The organism is Providencia alcalifaciens, from assembly GCF_915403165.1.
GTDB lineage: Bacteria > Pseudomonadota > Gammaproteobacteria > Enterobacterales > Enterobacteriaceae > Providencia > Providencia alcalifaciens_C.
The window spans coordinates 2017567-2036143 of record NZ_OU659204.1; the positions used below are offsets into that span (position 1 = coordinate 2017567).

Sequence of the window (18577 nt, forward strand, 5' to 3'; positions counted from 1 at the left end):
TTTATTAGGATGGTTATTTCTTAAAGATTGCTAATCAGCCACCGGCCAATTTAACTTGGTAATCTTTAGCTTCAAGTAATTGTTTCAGCAAGTCACGCTTATCACCTTGGATCTCGATATCACCGTCTTTCACAGCTCCGCCGCAACCGCATTTTTTCTTTAATTCAGCAGCCAGTTTCGTCAGTTGTGCATCATCTAAGTCCAACCCCGTCACAACGCAAACGCCCTTCCCCTTACGACCGGATGTTTCACGGCGAATACGCACGATACCATCGCCTTTCGGACGCTCGGCTTTCGGTTTCTCTTCCTCAATGCGTCCAATATCCGTGCTATAGACGAGACGGCTGTTAGCGTCACTCATGCGATATCCTTAATGGACTGGTTAATTTGTTGTAAGGTCAGCGCTGGGTCTTCACTACGGGTGATCGGACGCCCAATTACCATATAATCGACACCCGCTTCAATCGCTTGCTGTGGGGTCATAATACGGCGTTGGTCACCTACTTCACTGCCTACAGGGCGAATACCAGGAGTCACTAACTTAAACGCTTGCCCACATACCGCTTTTAGCGCTTTTGCCTCATGTGCGGAGCACACGACACCATCAAGACCACACTGTTTAGTTAACAGCGCTAAACGTTCAGCATGCTCGGCTGGCGTTAGATTAATACCAACACCCGCTAAATCCGAAGCATCCATACTGGTTAATACGGTGACAGCCGTTAATAAAGGTGCGTCTTTTCCGTAACTTTCAAGAGCTTGACGTGCCGCTTCCATCATTCGTGCACCGCCGCTAGCGTGGACGTTGACCATCCAAACGCCCATTTCTGCGGCTGCGGAAACAGCACGAGCAACCGTATTCGGAATATCATGGAATTTGAGATCCAGAAAAACATCAAAACCACGATCATGGAGTGACTTTACAAATTGAGGACCATTAAATGTGAACATCTCTTTGCCCACTTTTAAGCGACAATCGCGCGGGTCAATCCTATCAACAAATGCCAGTGCGGCATCCGCAGTTTCATAGTCTAGAGCCACAATGATAGGCGAGTCAGTGTTTACGCGAACGAGGTTCTCAGTTGAGGAGATCATTTCATAGCCTTTATTGAGTATTGTCAGAAATTAAAAGTGACGCTGTCACTGGCCATCCAGCCCGCGAATTGGCTTGATGGTGTCCCAAGAGCGGCAAGATGGACAGTGCCAATAGAGCGAACGGGAGGTAAAACCACATTTGTGGCAACGGTAATCCGGTTTAGTACGAATTTGCTCACCCACCATTTTACGCAGCAAAATCAAGCTCTCTTTGGCTCGGCCTTCTTCTGCTTCTGCCAAATGATAATCCATCAAACGGTAGAATAAACGCATGGTTGGATGACGCTGAATTTGGTCATTGATGTAGCTAGCAGCCGCTTCGTGATTCTGCTTTTCAACGATAATATCAGCGAGATAAAGCTCGGCAATTGCGCCTGTATTTCCATCAACACATTGACGTAAATAGGTTTCCCAGCCTTCTGCCAGCCCAGTGTGTCGATAGCATTCGTACAGCATTGGCAGCGTTTCAGAAACCAGTTCTCTATCTTGATGATAAACCTGCACTAAGGCAGAAATCGCTTTATCATAATTGCCTTGCTCGATAAAAATACGCCCTTTCATAATCGAAACGCGTGCGCAGTTTTTATCCGCTTGCTCACCTTTGTTTAATAGGCTTAAAGCTTCGTCGATATCATCACTCGCCAATTCTTGAGTCGCTAACTCACAATAGAAATGGGCGATCTGTTCCCGTAACTCTTCAGAGCCTAGTTTCACCAGCTTGGTTGCCGTTTCTATGGCTTTGCCCCAGTCACTGGTTAATTGATAAATCGATAACAAAGATTGCAGCGCACTGTGTTTAAAATCCACTTCATCGGTTAATTGCTGGAACATGTTTTCAGCACGGTCATACACACCCGCTGTCATATAATCACGACCGAGTTGTTGAGTGGCTAATAAACGTTGTTCAAAAGAAAGTGCGGCACTTTCCACCAGCGACTGGTGAATTCGAATCGCACGTTCAACTTCGCCACGAGAACGGAATAAGTTACCTAGCGTTAGGTGAGCTTCAAAGGCGGAGCTGTCTTCCGTTTTGAGCATTTCGAGGAATAAATCAACGGCTTTATCTTGTTGATTAGATAATAGGAAGTTCACGCCTGTCACGTAGTCACGGGACAAGCGATTTGCATGCTGCTGCTTATCTTGCTGAGCACTTCTGCGCCCCATGTACCAGCCGTATGCAGCGGCAATAGGTAGCAACAGAAAAAGCAACTCGAACATTGAGGATTATTCCTTGTTCTGAGCTGTCACTAATTCGGTTGAGTTAGAAATAGTTTTCTCTCCAGCACCCAATTGTGATTCTAAACGTCTAATTTTACGACGTGCATTCTTAAGGCTAACAATGGTACGCAAATAGAACACTGCACACACCAGCCACCCCAGCACAAAACCGACACCAAATAAGGTTGCAAGTAAGGAAGATAAAGAAAAATCTCCTTTTGCAATCAGGTAGTTAAATGTAATAACCTGATCATTGCTTGAACCTAGCGTAATCGACACAATAAAAACAGCGACCGCTAGTAATAAAATCAGAAAGTATTTCACATTTTTTCCCGTTATCAGTTCTTATCGTTCCAAAACATATCGCTGATAAGGTAGCATTTTCAGCGCATTCAGACAAAGTAAATTATTCGCCTGCCAAGTGTATTCGCACTAAAAACCGCCCTTTTTCATCATAATAATCCGATTGGCGTTAAATTCATTTCTCTAAGAATCGAGATTGATATATCCAGTAACCTAACAGTGCGAAAAGCGCACTAATTAACGTGGAGGCAATAATATCAATTGGCCAATGCATACCCAGCAGCATGCGACTTAAGCCAATTCCCTGTGCCCAGCATAATATGACGAGACTCAATGCATATTGACGTTGTTGCCAAAACAGCACCATCAACAGTAATGCCCATCCCGCCGCAAATAACATATGACCTGAAGGAAATGAGTAGCCTGTTTCTGACTGCCAATGTTTACGCTGCCATTTAGGAATAAGCGAATCCGACTTCACGGTGTTTTTAATCAAATCCGCCCGCTCTCCGCGTTTTAAATCATAAAATTCCTGATGGGGAATTTGATACGTTTTCTCCAACCAAACCACATAGGGACGCGGTTCTTGGAAGGTGCTTTTCATTAAGGACTTCACCCCTTGTGCACCGAGAATACATAACGCGATAACCACCAGCAGCTTCAGCCATTGGTTTCGCTTATGACGAAAAACAATTAACGTTAAGAGAGTTAAAAATACAGACGTCACATAGCTATAGGGCAATCCTGCGCTATCCGTCAGCCAAAGTAACCATTTCATTGATGGCTGATGCTCAGGAGACCATTGCCAGCCTGTGGCTATCATAACTATCGGCGGTAATAGCAAAAAAATGACACTTATTGCGATAAGGTAGGCACTCTTTCTCATCTAGAATATTCCTTACGTTTTAATTATTTCCTAATTAACAATTTTTACATAGCTTGCAAATATCTCTGTTATAGTAGTATAGCGTCGGCTGTGTGCAAAGAATGCCGGACTCTATATGCAAACGTCATATAGCATCGATATATTTAACTTTAGTAACTATATCGATTTACGTGTTTAATTCAGCAAGAGTTACTTTAACTAATGAAAGAAAATATGCAGCTAAAACGTATTGCCGAAGCCAAACTACCAACCCCTTTCGGTGAATTCCTAATGGTAGGATTTGAAGAAATCGCAACAGGTCGAGACCATGTCGCACTGATTTTTGGTGATATTACAGGCGCAACGCCAGTACTCAGTCGTATTCATTCCGAATGCTTAACCGGCGATGCATTATTTAGTTTACGTTGTGACTGTGGTTTTCAATTAGAATCTGCGCTCAAGCAAATTAGTGAAGAAGGCCGTGGAGTACTGCTGTATCACCGCCAAGAAGGTCGTAACATTGGGTTACTGAACAAAATCCGTGCTTATGCATTACAAGACCAAGGATTAGATACCGTTGAAGCTAACCTAAAATTAGGATTTAAAGCCGACGAACGTGATTTTACCCTGTGCTCTGATATGTATAAATTATTAGGTATCAATGAAGTTCGCTTACTGACTAATAACCCGAAAAAAATTGATATTATGCGTGAAGCGGGTATCAACGTCGTTGAACGTGTGCCACTAATTGTTGGACGAAATCCTAGCAATGAACATTATTTAGATGTGAAAGCACAAAAAATGGGTCATATGTTATTTAAGCACCAATAATTACTCCTCTCAATTAGGAAGGGTGTCCCTTGCCCTTCCTATTATTCTTGCCTAAATTCCCATTTTCATCATAACAATCGAATCCCTAACATTTGACGAGTGCTATATTCACATTCTTTTTATAAGGTTTATACTGTTCGCAACTTAATACCATTCATAATTAAATACATCGAAAAATAAGAGTGGAACATTCCCACATAATAATCCGAATGGGAAATGTCTATTTTTCGTCTACCAAGGAGATAGTGTGAATAACCTGCATTCCATCCAGCGCATGAGAAGACTGCGTAAAAGTGAACAATTCCGCGACCTATTCCAAGAAACCCACCTCTCCATCAATGACTTGTGCTTGCCAATTTTCGTAGAAGAAGGCTTAGACGATTACGCACCGATAGCGAGTATGCCTGGCGTTGTGCGTATTCCAGAAAAACGCTTAGCCTATGAAATTGAACGTATTGCAAAAGCGGGCATTAAGTCTGTTATGACCTTCGGTGTGTCTCATCACTTAGATGAAAATGGTAGCGATGCATGGCAAGACAATGGTCTGGTTGCACGTATGTCTCGTATCTGTAAAGAGACCGTCCCAGAAATGATTGTGATGTCAGACACTTGTTTCTGCGAATACACGTCTCACGGTCACTGCGGTGTGATGCACGGTGATGTGGTTGATAACGACCAAACTATCCATAATTTAGGTTTGCAGGCCGTTGCAGCTGCGCGTGCGGGTGCTGATTTTATCGCCCCTTCAGCTGCGATGGATGGACAAGTTTCCGCAATTCGCCATGCGCTTGATGAAGCTGGATTTACCGATACCGCGATTATGTCTTACTCCACGAAGTTCGCTTCCGCTCTGTATGGCCCTTTCCGTGATGCCGCAGGTTCATGTTTGAAAGGTGATCGTAAAACTTACCAAATGAACCCAATGAACCGCCGTGAAGCACTGCACGAGTCGCTGATTGATATGCAAGAAGGCGCAGATGCGCTGATGGTAAAACCAGCAGGGGCTTATTTAGATATTATCCGTGACCTGCGTGAGTGTACCCAATTGCCTATTGGTGCTTATCAAGTCAGTGGTGAATACGCCATGATCAAATTTGCTGCGCAAGCAGGTGCGATTGATGAAACTCGCGTCACGTTAGAAAGCTTAGGGTCGATTAAACGTGCTGGAGCTGATTTAATCTTTACTTATTTCGCACTGCAATTAGCTGAAAATAAGATCCTGTAATCTCTATTTAGGATAACAAAACGCCGATACTGGATATAAATACAGTATCGGCGTTTTTGTTCATTTCCGCTTATTTATTCAACAATATGAGCATTAACTTGCCTTTTTTTGTTGAAATTCTAGCTGCTCGGATAGACGGTCTGCATACATTTGGGCGGTTTCTGGGGTCAGTAATCCTGCAATTAGAAGATCTTTTTTACCATTTGCAAGGTCAGCAACGACGCCCCACGTTTCGATATCCATTGCTTCACAATCAAGTTCGTGATCGGTAACAGGCAAAATATCAAAGAAATCTTTTAGTGGTGCAATAGAAATTGCGGTGTACCCGGCATTTAAGCCTAATGGGAACTCTTTATCTGCATATAATCTTAAATCATGGACTTCTGTCTCTGGGGTTCTCATTACAACTGAATAGAGGTTCGGAATATGTTCTAAAATGTCACGAACTTCGTCATTCGCACCCGCACAATGTGAAGTGCTTAATAGAATGTCTGCCGCCCATAATGCACCCTTGAAAAAATCAGTTTCATTGATATTTGCCATATTGATTTCCTTTACGCTATTTTCGATAAATGCGGTCACTTCATTCCATCAAACTACTGAGCTTTTTCTGAATACTGACTATCACAATAACTGAGAAACTGGCTAAAAAACTTGAGAAATAACAATATTAAGCGTTAATAAAGAAAAAACGCCCACAAGAAATCTTGTAGGCGCAATAAACGGATATTAACTGAGCATTTGTCGGATCACATAATGCAAGATCCCACCATGTCGGTAATATTCCATTTCCGTGGCAGTATCAATGCGGCAACAAGTATTCACCTCTTTCACTTTGCCATCACTATAGGTAATTTTTACGGTGATATTTTGGCTTGGAGTCAGAGACTGTAAACCGGTAACATCAATACGCTCATCACCTTTTAAACCAAGGGTTTTACGGGTTTCGCCACCTGTAAATTCTAATGGAATAACGCCCATCCCAATTAAGTTAGAGCGGTGGATACGTTCATAGGATTCGGCTATCACCACACGAACACCCAGTAAATTAGTTCCTTTTGCTGCCCAGTCACGGCTAGAGCCTGAACCATATTCTTTACCCGCTATAATAGCTAACGGACGTTTTTGTTGTTGATACAGCATCGCTGCATCAAAGATAGCCATCTGTTTACCTGTTGGAATATGTAAGGTATAGCCGCCTTCTACTCCCGGTACCATTTCATTACGGATACGAATATTGGCAAACGTACCGCGCATCATGACTTCATGGTTACCACGACGAGAACCGTAAGAGTTAAAATCCGCGACTGCCACACCGTGTTCTTGGAGATAACGCCCCGCTGGACTTTCCTTCTTAATATTCCCCGCCGGAGATATATGGTCAGTTGTTACCGAATCCCCGAGAATAGCGAGAATATTTGCCCCGTGAACATCAGCGACGGGTTTAGGTTGCACTGGCATATTTTCAAAGAATGGTGGATGGCGAATATAAGTTGAATCCCCTTGCCAATGATAGGTTGACGAGCTTTCAACATTCAGTGCACGCCAAGCTTCATCCCCTTCAAAGACCGAGTTATATTCCTTATGGAACATATCGGTTTTGACTTTCTCAACCGCACTGGCAATTTCCGCACTGGATGGCCAGATATCTTTCAAATAGACAGGCTGCCCCTGTTTATCCACACCTAATGGGTCGGTTTTCAAATTAACGTGCATATTGCCCGCCAGTGCATAGGCAACGACGAGCGGTGGTGATGCCAGCCAGTTGGTTTTTACCAACGGATGAATGCGCCCTTCGAAGTTACGGTTACCTGAAAGCACCGCTCCAACAGTCAGATCAGATTGCTTAATGGCCTCCTCAATCGGTGCAGGTAGCGGACCGGAGTTACCAATACAGGTAGTACAACCATACCCTACAAGGTTAAAGCCCAGTTGATCAAGATAAGGGGTTAATCCCGCTAATGCGAGGTAATCAGTCACAACCTTAGAGCCCGGCGCGAGAGAGGATTTAACCCACGGCTGACGAGAAAGCCCTTTTTCTATCGCTTTTTTCGCCAGTAACCCTGCCGCCATTAATACACTAGGGTTAGAGGTATTGGTACAGGATGTGATAGCAGCGATCACCACCGCACCATCGGTGAGGTCAAATTCCTGTCCTTGAAAATTCACACGAGGATGTGCGTGTTTATCTTGCTTATTCAGCTCTAAATCCACTGCGCCTTGGAATGCTTTCGGAACTTGGCTCAGTTCAACGCGGTCTTGTGGACGTTTAGGTCCCGCAAGGCTAGACTCGACCGTGCCCATATCCAGCGCTAAGGTACTGGTGAAAATCGGCTCATCACCTTGGTGACGCCATAAGCCTTGCTGCTTGCTGTACGCTTCCACCAGCGCGATTTCATCGTCTTCACGCCCTGTCAGTTTCATATACGCAAGGGTAATTTCGTCTATCGGGAAGAAGCCGCAGGTTGCCCCATATTCTGGTGACATATTGGCAATGGTCGCGCGATCGGCTAATGGCAGGTCGGCTAAGCCATCCCCATAGAATTCAACAAATTTACCCACCACACCATGTTTACGTAGCATCTGAGTGACGGTTAAGACCAAGTCTGTTGCCGTTATCCCTTCTGCTAATTTACCGGTTAGCTTGAAACCCACCACATCGGGGATCAGCATGGAAACAGGTTGCCCCAGCATCGCGGCTTCCGCCTCAATTCCGCCAACGCCCCAGCCTAATACCCCCAGGCCGTTGATCATGGTGGTGTGGGAGTCAGTTCCAACCAAAGTATCGGGGTAGGCAACTAACTTGCCATCAACCTCTTCATGCCAAATCGCTTTACCGAGGTATTCAAGGTTAACTTGGTGGCAAATCCCCGTTCCCGGCGGTACTACCCTAAAGCGGTTAAACGCTTTTTGTCCCCAACGTAAAAATAGGTAGCGTTCGTGGTTACGCTTCATTTCGATTTCGACGTTGTCATCAAACGCTTGGGAATTACCAAACTCATCGACCATTACTGAGTGGTCAATAACTAAGTCGACGGGAGATAATGGGTTAACTTGGTTGACGTTACCACCAAGGGATTTGACGGCTTCACGCATAGCGGCGAGGTCAACAACCGCAGGAACACCGGTAAAGTCTTGCATCAGCACCCGCGCGGGGCGATACGCAATTTCTCTGTCGGCATGAGCGTTTTTTTGCCAATCGATGATGGCTTGAAGATCGGCATCTACGACGGATTTACCGTCGATATGACGCAGTAGGTTTTCGAGTAGAACTTTGAGGGATTTAGGAAGTCTCGCCCCGCTGCCTAATTGTTTCTCTGCAAGGGCAAGACTGAAGTAATTATACTGTTTGTTACCGACATTCAGTGTTGCTGCACTGCTTGTTTTTAAACTCAACGACATAACTCCTCCTTGGCGTTTTTATCACCTTATTTTTTTACGCAGTATTATTAATCATAGTCCTCATAATCATTTCCTCTATAGATTTTGTGCCAATTAAAGAATAGGAAGCTCAATTTCTTTAAAAAATTCTTCGATATCTTCGTTGTTACGCAAGGCAATGGCTTTATCCACCACATCACGCGTAAGATGTGGGGCAAAACGCCAAATAAAATCATACATATAGCTGCGCAGGAAACTGGTGCGTTTAAAACCGATTTTCGTGGTGCTGTAACTAAACTTATCGCGCATATCAATAACCACGAGGTCTTTATCCACCTCAGGATCCACCGCCATGCTGGCGATAATGCCAATCCCTAAACCAAGCTTCACATAGGTCTTGATCACATCCGCATCTGTGGCAGTGAAAATAATTTTGGGTTCTAAGCCCACTTTTTGGAATGCGACGTCCAGTTCTGAACGCCCAGTAAACCCGTGGGTGTAGGTCACAATTTGGTATTCTGCAATATCTTCAATCGTAACGTTCTTTTTCTCGGTCAGCGGGTGCCCTTTAGGGACTACCACACAACGGTTCCAGTGGTAGCACGGCAACATAATAAGATCGCTGTACAGATGGAGCGCTTCTGTTGCGATAGCAAAATCACTATTTCCTTTGCAAACTTCTTCTGCGATTTGGGTTGGCGAGCCTTGCTGCATATGTAAGGAAACATGAGGATAACGCTCAATAAAGGTTTTAATCACCGGCGGTAAGGCATAGCGAGCTTGGGTATGCGTCGTGGCGATTTTTAAGCTACCGCGATCAGGAATGGTATGCTCACCAGCAACAGAGCGGATAGCCTCAATTTTGGATAGCACTTCACGGGAAATGCGCACAACTTCCTCACCAGCTGGGGTCACGTGAGTCAAATGCTTACCACTACGCGCAAAAATTTGAATGCCTAGCTCATCTTCCAACATTCTGACTTGTTTACTGATCCCCGGTTGGGAAGTAAATAACCCTTCGGCTGTCGATGAAACATTCAGGTCGTGATTAACCACTTCAACAATATATCGCAGTTGCTGTAACTTCATACTCGCTCCACTTCTGACAGGAAATCATTTTTGCTATAGCTAAAAAACATTACATATAACAAAAAGTAATATTGTTTAATTTATATATAACCAATATAACATCAAACTAATGAGAATAAACAGTATGATGATATTATTTCATCTTGCTGTGAAAAAAAGACGGCACCCAAGTAAGGTATTGCAAAGTCAGATTATTTTTTTCTTCGACTATGCTTGAATAATTAGCATGCGAATTTTATTTCCATTTTTGCGGTGTGCATCCTATTTAGACTACAGAGAGGTTATCTAGATGCGTATAAAAGTTTTAGCCATGATGGTCGGTTTATCAACCCTATCCTTTGCGCCTCACTTATTAGCGAAAGAGCTATCTTACGGTCAGCAAAAAATCGTGTTATCCGACACCATCGTACCCGGCAATGATTTTTACCAGTACGTTAACCATGATTGGATTAATAAAGCGAAAATTCCAACGGGTATGCCACGAATTAACTCTTTTGTGGATTTGTATTTAAGTACCGAAAAACAGACTCAATCTATTATCGATGAATTAAAGCAAGCCCCTGAGAGCAGCTTAGATCATAATCAGAAAAATATTCGTAACTTATATTTGAGCTATTTAGATGAAGCCAGCATTGAAAAAGCGGGTTTAACGCCAATCAAATCAAACTTAGCGGCTATCACTAAAGCCAAAGATCATAATGATATTAGCCGTCTGATGACGCTGCCAGGTTATACTTCCCTACTCTCTTATTGGGTAGATTTAGACGCCAAAGCCCCAGATACTTATATTCTGTATCTTGGTCAAGGTGGACTTGGGTTGCCTAATCGTAATTACTACCTTGACGACACCCCGCAAATGAAAGAGATCCGCAAAAACTACATTGCGTATATTGCGACTATTTTAAAATTAGCCGGCGAAAAAGACGTTAAGAAAAAAGCGCAACAGATCTTCGACCTTGAAAAATCCATTGCTGAAGTGCATTGGAGCCCAGAAGCTCGCCGTGACACCATCAAAAACTATCATCCTATGACCCTCGCTGAAATGAAGAAATTTACCGATGGTTTTGCGTGGGATAGTTTTATTCAGCACTGGAAATTAACGGATCAGCAACTGGCGAAAGTAGTGGTTGAGAATGACACTGCGGTAGAAAAAACGGCACAGATTTTTGCTAATACCCCTGTTTCAGTCTTGAAAGATTACCTCACATTCCAGTACGTGAACGACCATGCGAGTTATCTGAACAAAACCTTATCTGATGCACGCTTTGATTTTTACTCGAAAAAACTCAATGGCGTCGAAAAACAGCGGACTCGTCAAGAACGCGCTCTTCAAACGGTCAATTCACTGCAAGGTGAGCCTCTCGGACAAATTTATGTGGAGAAATACTTCAATCCACAATCTAAAGAGAAAATCCAAGATTTAGTCAGCTATGTGCGCGGTACCTTTAATGCTCGCCTGAAAGATAATGATTGGATGGATGAATCAACCCGCCAAGAAGCGCTGAAAAAGTTAGAGCAGTTTACGGTCAAAGTCGGCTATCCTGATAAATGGAATGATTTTAGTAGCGTTAATTTAAAGCCAAATACATTGATGGATAACTATAAGCAAATGGAGGCGTGGTCATATAACGATGCTATGAGCAAAATTGGTCAGCCCGTTCGCAAATGGGAATGGGGCATGACGCCACAAACCATCAATGCGTATTTCAATCCCGTACAAAATGAAATTGTATTCCCTGCTGCTATTTTGCAAGCACCATTCTTCGACCCAAATGTGGATCCTGCTTATAACTACGGTGCCATCGGGGCAGTAATCGGTCATGAAATGGGTCACGGTTTTGATGACCAAGGCAGCTTATATGATGGCACCGGCCAGCTACGTAATTGGTGGAGCGATAGTGCCAAAGCGCATTTTAAAGAGAAAACTGCCAAGTTGGTGGATCAATATAATGGCTTTGCCGTCGATGGCCAGAAAGTGAATGGTGAGTTAACTCTCGGCGAGAATATTGGTGATTTAGGCGGTTTAAATATCGCGTTAAGCGCCTATAAACAATTTGCTAAAGAGAACTACCCAAATGGCGAGCCTCCGATTATTGATGGCATGACTGGCTTGCAGCGCTTCTTTATTTCATGGGCCAGAACTTGGCAAGAGTTGTCAAATAAGGAATCCGAGCGCAATAAGATCCTCACCGATCCACACAGTCCAAATCAGTTCCGCGCTAATGGTGTCGTCCGTAATATTGATGATTGGTATACCACCTTCGGCGTCGATAAGGATAATGCCCTATACCTCGAGCCGGAGAAGCGGATTAAGATTTGGTGATTGGGTTAAATCAGTAAGATTAAGATAACGTTGAAAAGCCTCTTTTATAAGAGGCTTTTATTTTTAAAGTGACCCGTCCTAAATAAGATTAAAAATACTTCATAAGATGGAGTTTAGCTCAACCAATAATAGATTTTTCTGGTTATGTTAAAAATTCAATTCAATCGTTATACTTCATTTAATTTGTTTATGCTAATCTATGTCACACAAAATTAAGAGTGAAAAGCATTCAAGTTTAGTTATGAAACAGAAAATAAAAAATACATTTTTAAGCAAAATGATGCTTAAGTTTATTTCCGTCTTTATTCTTTTTTCAATATTACATGAGGTAATGGGCTATCCATTTAAGCCTCTTTACGTCTTGTGCCTAAGCATCGCATTACTTTATTTAAACAATGGGTTATATCGATTTTTTGTTTTATTTTTCACCATACTAGCGAGTTCATATTTGCCCATTGGTTTAATTTATGGCCCTCCAACATATAATACGGTGGCTTCCTTTTATTATACTGACATACAAGAATCACGAGAATTCATATCAAATATAGATTATAAGTATTATATTTATTCTATCATTACACTAGTTTTTGGAGTCTTAGTTAGCTTTATTAAAGCCGATAAAATAAATTATCTCAAAAAGATAATGCTAAGTATCGTGATGATTGTTTTCCTTTTCACTCCATCAAAATATGCGTTAAGTGGTAAATATGAGAAAGCGGCTAATTCGGGAGCTCCAGAAACGCGCTTTTTTACAGAACTAATTTACTCAATTCATTCATTAATCGATGAGATTGATTTGTATACAAGTGATGACACTTTTAAAATTGCAGGGATTAATAACCAATATGATACTTATGTTATTGTTATTGGAGAAAGTGTCCGAAAAGATTTTATGCAGGAATATGGGTTTAAAATACAGAACACTCCATTTATGAGCTCCGTCAATGGGATTTTCTTTACTAACTACATTTCGGCTGCTAGTTCGACACAGCCATCTTTAACACATAGTTTATCTTTATACCCTAGAATTGGGAATAATATCATGACACTAGCTAATAAAGCAGGTTTTGATACTTATTGGTTATCTAATCAAGGATTTGTTGGTGAGTATGATGGCTCAGTTGCCGCTATTGGACGCAGAGCAAATAATAGCTTCTTTATTAAAAGAGGAAGCTCAGATGATAAGTTAATCTCTCCAGATGAAGCATTATTACCAGAATTTAAGCTGGCTTTAAAATCAAAAGGCTCCAAAAAACTCATTGTTGTTCATCTTATGGGTAGCCATACGCCATTTTGTACTAGAACAGAGGGACAATATGACTATTTTTATCAGAACCAAAAATTCTCTTGCTATGTGCAAAGCATAAAAAATACAGATAAATTGCTGTCAGAAATTTATTCTGATTTAAGTGAAACTCAATCTAAGTGGTCCATGATGTATTTTTCCGACCATGCGTTGTCTTTAACGTATGACAGAAATGAGTTGGCACATAGTGATAAATACAAACAAAATTATGAAGTGCCATTTTTTATTACATCTTATAATTCCAATCAAAAAGAAACGATAAATAACCGCCGCAGTGGTCTAAACTTTATGTCTTTGTTTTCTCAATGGTTAGGAATAAATGAAGGTAGCATTGAAGGCAATTGCGATATGCTATCTAAAAACGATTGTGCCAATCAGAATTTCATCATCGATTTCAATAAAAACCGTCGGATTTATGATGATTTACCTGATGATTATTCTAAGTAATAACAAGTCTGCGTGCTATGTAATAAACGCAATTATTAACGTTTAAACAAGACAGCTAGCGCGAATATCTCGGGGAGCATACAAAAGTATGTGACCCGAATAGCCAAGTGGCGTCAACGCAGTTATCACAAAAATCATGCCTCTGAAACACCCTTCTAAATAACTCGTGCTGTAGCAAGGCGGCAAAGGAGCTAATCCCTAGAAGCATACACTAGTATGTGACTAGGGTTAGCGAGTGTAGCCAACGCCGCTACGGTGCGAATTATGCCCAGAAACTTCCTTCTAAATAATTCGTGCTGTAGCAAGGCGGCAAATGAGCTAATTCCTAGGAGCATACACAAGTATGTGACTAGGGTTAGCGAGTGTAGCCAACACAGCTACGGTGCGAATTATGACGAAGGAATGTTGCCGCAGGCCATCCTAGCCCCACCACCGCCCAACGCTTCTGGATGGTCTGAATAATTATCCCCACCCGCATGCACCATCAGCGCGCGGTTTTGGACATCTTTCAGGGATTTTAATTTTGGTGCTAGCACGCTGTAGGTGGCATTACCTTGGCTATCAACCACTAAGCCCGGTAAGTCTCCGAGGTGACCTGTTTTGTCATAAGGCCCTTTATGAACCCCTGTTTTGGCTGGATCTAAATGCCCACCCGCTTTTAATGCAGGAACAGTTTTACCGTCTTTTTCACCCGGTTCGCAACTTGGGTTTTCATGTACATGGAAACCATGCACGCCACCCGCTTGCAGACCAGATAATTTAGGTGTGAAGAGTAATCCGTATTCAGTTTCAGAAATCACCACTTCGCCAATAGCTTTACCCTCACCTTTGGCTGTTGCTTCTTTCAGCTCTACCGTGGTTTGTGCCGCATATGCTGCGCTAGTTGTGAATAGTGCCGCTAACAAACATAATTTGAACTTCATACTGCCTCCAGTCATTCACTGTGATTATTATCCTTAAGCTAAACGTTAGCATAATAAATGAATGAAAATGGGCGATTGCTGCTTTTGTTATGTGAGAGCTATCGAATTATGAACAAAAAAAAGAGCCCTGAGGGCTCTTCTATATGATTGCGGCTTTGGCTTTGAATAACTCCAAAGCTGTTATTCTAAATAGTTCGCGTTAGAACAAGGCGGCTAGCACCAGAGTCATCCTGAATATAATCAATAGATTTATTCTAAAAGGCGGCTAGCGCGGATATCTCGGGGAGCATACATGAGTATGTGACCCGAGTAGCCAAGTGACGCCAACGCCGTTATCACGCGAAATATGACGAATAACTATTCTTTGGCTTTCCAGACACCATCAACATAAAAAGCACTCCAACCCGTCGCCTTACCATCTTTCTCGGACGAAACATATTGCTGTTTTGTCTTGCGGCTAAAACGAACCACTGTAGGGTTGCCTTCTTCGTCTTGTGCTGGTGCTTCCGCTAAGTACGCCAGTTTTTCTGGTAATCTGTCTTTAAATCGTTGCAGTTCTGCGACTAATGGCGCACGAGTTTCTCTTGATTTCGGGAAGGTATTTGCGGCGAGGAATACGCCAGCTGCACCATCACGTAACACAAAATAGGCATCCGATTTTTCACACGGTAATTCTGGTAACGGCACTGGGTCTTCTTTCGGTGGTGCAATTTCACCACTTTTTAAGATCTTGCGGGTATTTTTACACTCTTCATTGGTGCAACCCATGTATTTCCCAAAACGCCCCATTTTCAGGTGCATTTCAGAACCACATTTATCACACTCAATCACCGGACCATCGTAACCTTTGATGCGGAACTCGCCTGCTTCGATTTCATAGCCTTCACATGCTGGGTTGTTACCACATACATGTAATTTACGACCATTATCAATCAGGTAGCTGTCCATCGCAGTGCCACATTTTGGACAACGACGTTTTGCTCTTAATGCGTTAGTTTCTGCATCGTCACCTTCGAGGATGTTTAATACTTCATCTTCAGGGATCAGATTAATGGTTTTCTTACAGCGCTCTTTTGGTGGCAGTGCATAGCCCGAGCAGCCTAAGAATACCCCTGTGGATGCGGTACGAATTCCCATATGACGTTCACAGTCAGGACAGATAATCGAGGTGATCACCATTGGGTTGGTCCGCATGCCGCCTTCTTCTGGATCTTTCTCTGCAACATCTAGCTGCTTACTGAAATCAGAGAAAAATTCATCCAACACCGCTTTCCACTCTGCTTCATGATTCGCAACGTGGTCCAGCTGGTTTTCCATGCGAGCAGTGAAGTCGTAGTTCATCAGGTCGTTGAAGTTTTCTTCTAAACGGTCTGTAACGATTTCACCCATTTTTTCCGCGTAGAAACGACGGTTTTCCACTTTTACGTAGCCACGATCTTGGATCGTTGAAATGATTGCCGCATACGTTGATGGGCGACCAATACCACGTTTTTCTAATTCTTTAACCAAAGAGGCTTCACTAAAGCGCGCTGGTGGTTTAGTAAAGTGCTGGCTTGGTAGTAATTCCAGCAGTGATAATTCAGTACCCACTTGAATCGCAGGTAATGTCTTATCTTCGTCATTTTTACGCAGTGCTGGCATGACTCTTGTCCAACCATCAAAACGTAACGTACGACCTTTGGCTTTTAATTCGAAATCTCCCGCTTTCACCGTTAATGTGGTGGAGTCATATTTCGCAGGGGTCATTTGACACGCAACAAATTGATTCCAAATTAACTGGTAGAGGCGCTTAGCGTCGTTTTCCATGTCTTTCAGTGAATCAGGTAATACATCAACACTGGATGGGCGAATAGCTTCGTGCGCTTCTTGGGAATTATCTTTACTGGTGTAAACGTTGGCGTCTTTTGGTAGATACTGTGCGCCAAAGTTATCGGAAATATAACCACGTACCATGCTCACTGCATCTTGGCTCAAGTTCGTTGAGTCCGTACGCATATAAGTGATGTAACCCGCTTCATATAAGCGCTGAGCCATCATCATGGTTTTCTTCACACCAAAACTTAGACGTGTACTTGCCGCCTGCTGGAGTGTCGACGTGATAAAAGGTGCGCTTGGTTTACTGGACGTTGGCTTATCTTCACGATCAATCACTTGATAGCGTGCTTTTTCCAGTAATTTAACTGCAGCTTCTGTTTGGACTTTATTAACAGGTTTAAAAGCTTTCCCCGCTTGGGAGGTCACTTCTAAACGTAAGTTAGTCGCGTTTTTATCTGCTAAATCTGCATGGAGTTCCCAATATTCTTCAGGAACAAACGCTTTAATTTCACGTTCACGCTCAACGATAAGTCTTACTGCTACAGACTGTACACGTCCGGCAGATAACCCGCGAGCCACTTTTTTCCACAATAATGGAGAGACCATATAACCAACGACACGGTCCATAAAGCGACGAGCTTGCTGAGCATTAACACGGTCGATATTCAATTCGCCCGGGCTTTCAAATGCTTGAGTAATTGCATTTTTGGTGATTTCGTTAAACACCACTCGGCTAAAACGAGAATCATCACCACCGATCACTTCACGTAAATGCCATGCAATGGCTTCCCCTTCGCGGTCAAGGTCCGTCGCGAGGTAGACGTGGTCAGCATCTTCGGCTAACGCTTTTAATTCAGAAACCACTTTTTCCTTACCCGGCAAAATTTGATAATTCGCCTTCCAACCATGATAAGGGTCGATCCCCATGCGTTTGACTAACGCTTCTTGCGGATCCTTTTTAACTTTCTTTGTTTTGTCGGTCTTTGCTTTATCGGTAGATGAGCCTGTACTCTTTGGTGAGCCGGATTGTGAACCAGAGCCGCTTTTCGGCAGATCACGAATGTGGCCAACGCTGCTTTTTACAACGTAGCCACTGCCAAGATATTTATTGATCGTTTTGGCTTTTGCCGGGGACTCCACTATAACAAGAGCTTTACCCATATTTACCTTTACCTACTATCAACGAAGGCGCATTTTTCTATTCAAATGCGCAAAATGAGAATCTCTTTTTTATATTGCGACAGAATCACAATATATCAATATTTTTTCGCACAATAATTTGTAACGAAACGAATTTTATCCATCAGTCACATTATTTTGTAAAGCATACAAATTGCTCTAGTTGACTGATTTTAACCACATAATGCAGTTTAGCCGCATTGAAAAACACACACTGTACCTGATAAAATGCTAGAAGCAACCAATTATTTTTTCAAGAGAGGCATTCTATGAATAATGAGATTCAAACTATTTCAAAGCAAGAACTGCTTGAAAAAGCCAACGAAATCATCAAAAAACACGATGAGTACCTTGATGGCATGTTCGTGGATAATGTCGAGCAACATCGTGATGTTTTAGTTTTCAAAGGCGAGTTTTTCCTTGATGAAAACGGGATCCCTTCCCTAAAAAGTCCAGCTGCTTTTAATATGTATAAGCATTTGGCACACCTATTTTCTGATAAGTACCGACTACAAGAATCAGAATAGTCATAAAAAAATACCGGCTTTTATAGCCGGTATTTTTAAGGGTAGTTCAA

At 42.6% G+C, this 18577-nt stretch carries 15 protein-coding genes; 5 read left to right on the forward strand and 10 right to left on the reverse strand.

The features are described 5' to 3' along the window. Nucleotides 1-34: 34 nt before the first annotated feature. From yciH to pgpB, 5 genes are all read right to left on the reverse strand, one after another. Complete coding sequence (gene yciH / locus LDO73_RS09300; RefSeq protein ID WP_224057642.1) at nt 35-361, reverse strand: stress response translation initiation inhibitor YciH; 327 nt, start codon at nt 359-361, stop codon at nt 35-37. Further along, nucleotides 358-1095, reverse strand: a complete 738-nt coding sequence (gene pyrF, locus LDO73_RS09305; RefSeq protein WP_224057643.1) for an orotidine-5'-phosphate decarboxylase — start codon at nt 1093-1095, stop codon at nt 358-360. The genes yciH and pyrF overlap by 4 nt, the downstream gene beginning before the upstream one ends. A 45-nt stretch (nt 1096-1140) precedes the next feature. Further along, nucleotides 1141-2313, reverse strand: a complete 1173-nt coding sequence (gene lapB / locus LDO73_RS09310; protein WP_224057644.1) for a lipopolysaccharide assembly protein LapB — start codon at nt 2311-2313, stop codon at nt 1141-1143. Nucleotides 2314-2319: 6 nt separating this feature from the next. Next, complete coding sequence (locus tag LDO73_RS09315) at nt 2320-2637, reverse strand: LapA family protein (protein WP_224057645.1); 318 nt, start codon at nt 2635-2637, stop codon at nt 2320-2322. 154 nt (nt 2638-2791) lie between these two features. Next, complete coding sequence (gene pgpB, locus LDO73_RS09320; RefSeq protein ID WP_224057646.1) at nt 2792-3502, reverse strand: phosphatidylglycerophosphatase B; 711 nt, start codon at nt 3500-3502, stop codon at nt 2792-2794. Between the two features lie 213 nt (nt 3503-3715). Here pgpB and ribA point away from each other — a divergent pair, with 213 nt between their 5' ends. Then, nucleotides 3716-4312: a GTP cyclohydrolase II gene (ribA, locus tag LDO73_RS09325; RefSeq protein ID WP_224061165.1), complete on the forward strand. Its 597-nt coding sequence runs from the start codon at nt 3716-3718 to the stop codon at nt 4310-4312. A gap of 247 nt (nt 4313-4559) precedes the next feature. After that, nucleotides 4560-5537, forward strand: a complete 978-nt coding sequence (hemB, locus tag LDO73_RS09330) for a porphobilinogen synthase (protein WP_108478092.1) — start codon at nt 4560-4562, stop codon at nt 5535-5537. A gap of 93 nt (nt 5538-5630) precedes the next feature. Here the strand turns inward: hemB and LDO73_RS09335 are convergent, their stop codons facing one another. The 3 genes from LDO73_RS09335 to cysB all read right to left on the reverse strand — a co-directional run bounded on the left by LDO73_RS09335 (nt 5631) and on the right by cysB (nt 10007). Next, nucleotides 5631-6080, reverse strand: coding sequence for a hypothetical protein (locus tag LDO73_RS09335; protein ID WP_224057647.1), 450 nt, complete (start codon nt 6078-6080; stop codon nt 5631-5633). Between the two features lie 186 nt (nt 6081-6266). Further along, complete coding sequence (acnA, locus tag LDO73_RS09340) at nt 6267-8939, reverse strand: aconitate hydratase AcnA (protein ID WP_224057648.1); 2673 nt, start codon at nt 8937-8939, stop codon at nt 6267-6269. 93 nt (nt 8940-9032) lie between these two features. Continuing rightward, nucleotides 9033-10007 carry an HTH-type transcriptional regulator CysB gene (gene cysB / locus LDO73_RS09345; protein ID WP_036956553.1) on the reverse strand — a complete coding sequence of 325 codons (975 nt, stop codon included), beginning with the start codon at nt 10005-10007 and terminating at the stop codon, nt 9033-9035. Between the two features lie 289 nt (nt 10008-10296). Between cysB and LDO73_RS09350 the strand changes: the two genes are divergently transcribed. Continuing rightward, the gene (locus tag LDO73_RS09350; protein WP_224057649.1) at nt 10297-12330 is read left to right on the forward strand and encodes a M13 family metallopeptidase; all 2034 of its coding nucleotides are present in this window, start codon (nt 10297-10299) and stop codon (nt 12328-12330) included. A 241-nt stretch (nt 12331-12571) separates the two neighbouring features. Continuing rightward, nucleotides 12572-14083: a phosphoethanolamine transferase gene (locus tag LDO73_RS09355; RefSeq protein WP_224057650.1), complete on the forward strand. Its 1512-nt coding sequence runs from the start codon at nt 12572-12574 to the stop codon at nt 14081-14083. Between the two features lie 389 nt (nt 14084-14472). Here the strand turns inward: LDO73_RS09355 and sodC are convergent, their stop codons facing one another. Next, nucleotides 14473-15006 carry a superoxide dismutase family protein gene (gene sodC, locus LDO73_RS09360; RefSeq protein WP_224057651.1) on the reverse strand — a complete coding sequence of 178 codons (534 nt, stop codon included), beginning with the start codon at nt 15004-15006 and terminating at the stop codon, nt 14473-14475. A 357-nt stretch (nt 15007-15363) separates the two neighbouring features. Further along, on the reverse strand, nt 15364-17982 hold the full coding sequence (gene topA, locus LDO73_RS09365; RefSeq protein ID WP_224057652.1) for a type I DNA topoisomerase: 2619 nt from the start codon (nt 17980-17982) through the stop codon (nt 15364-15366). 287 nt (nt 17983-18269) lie between these two features. On the opposite strand from topA, the gene LDO73_RS09370 reads away from it, so the two are divergent. Further along, nucleotides 18270-18527, forward strand: a complete 258-nt coding sequence (locus LDO73_RS09370) for a DUF2498 family protein (RefSeq protein ID WP_224057653.1) — start codon at nt 18270-18272, stop codon at nt 18525-18527. The last annotated feature ends 50 nt before the right edge of the window (nt 18528-18577 follow it).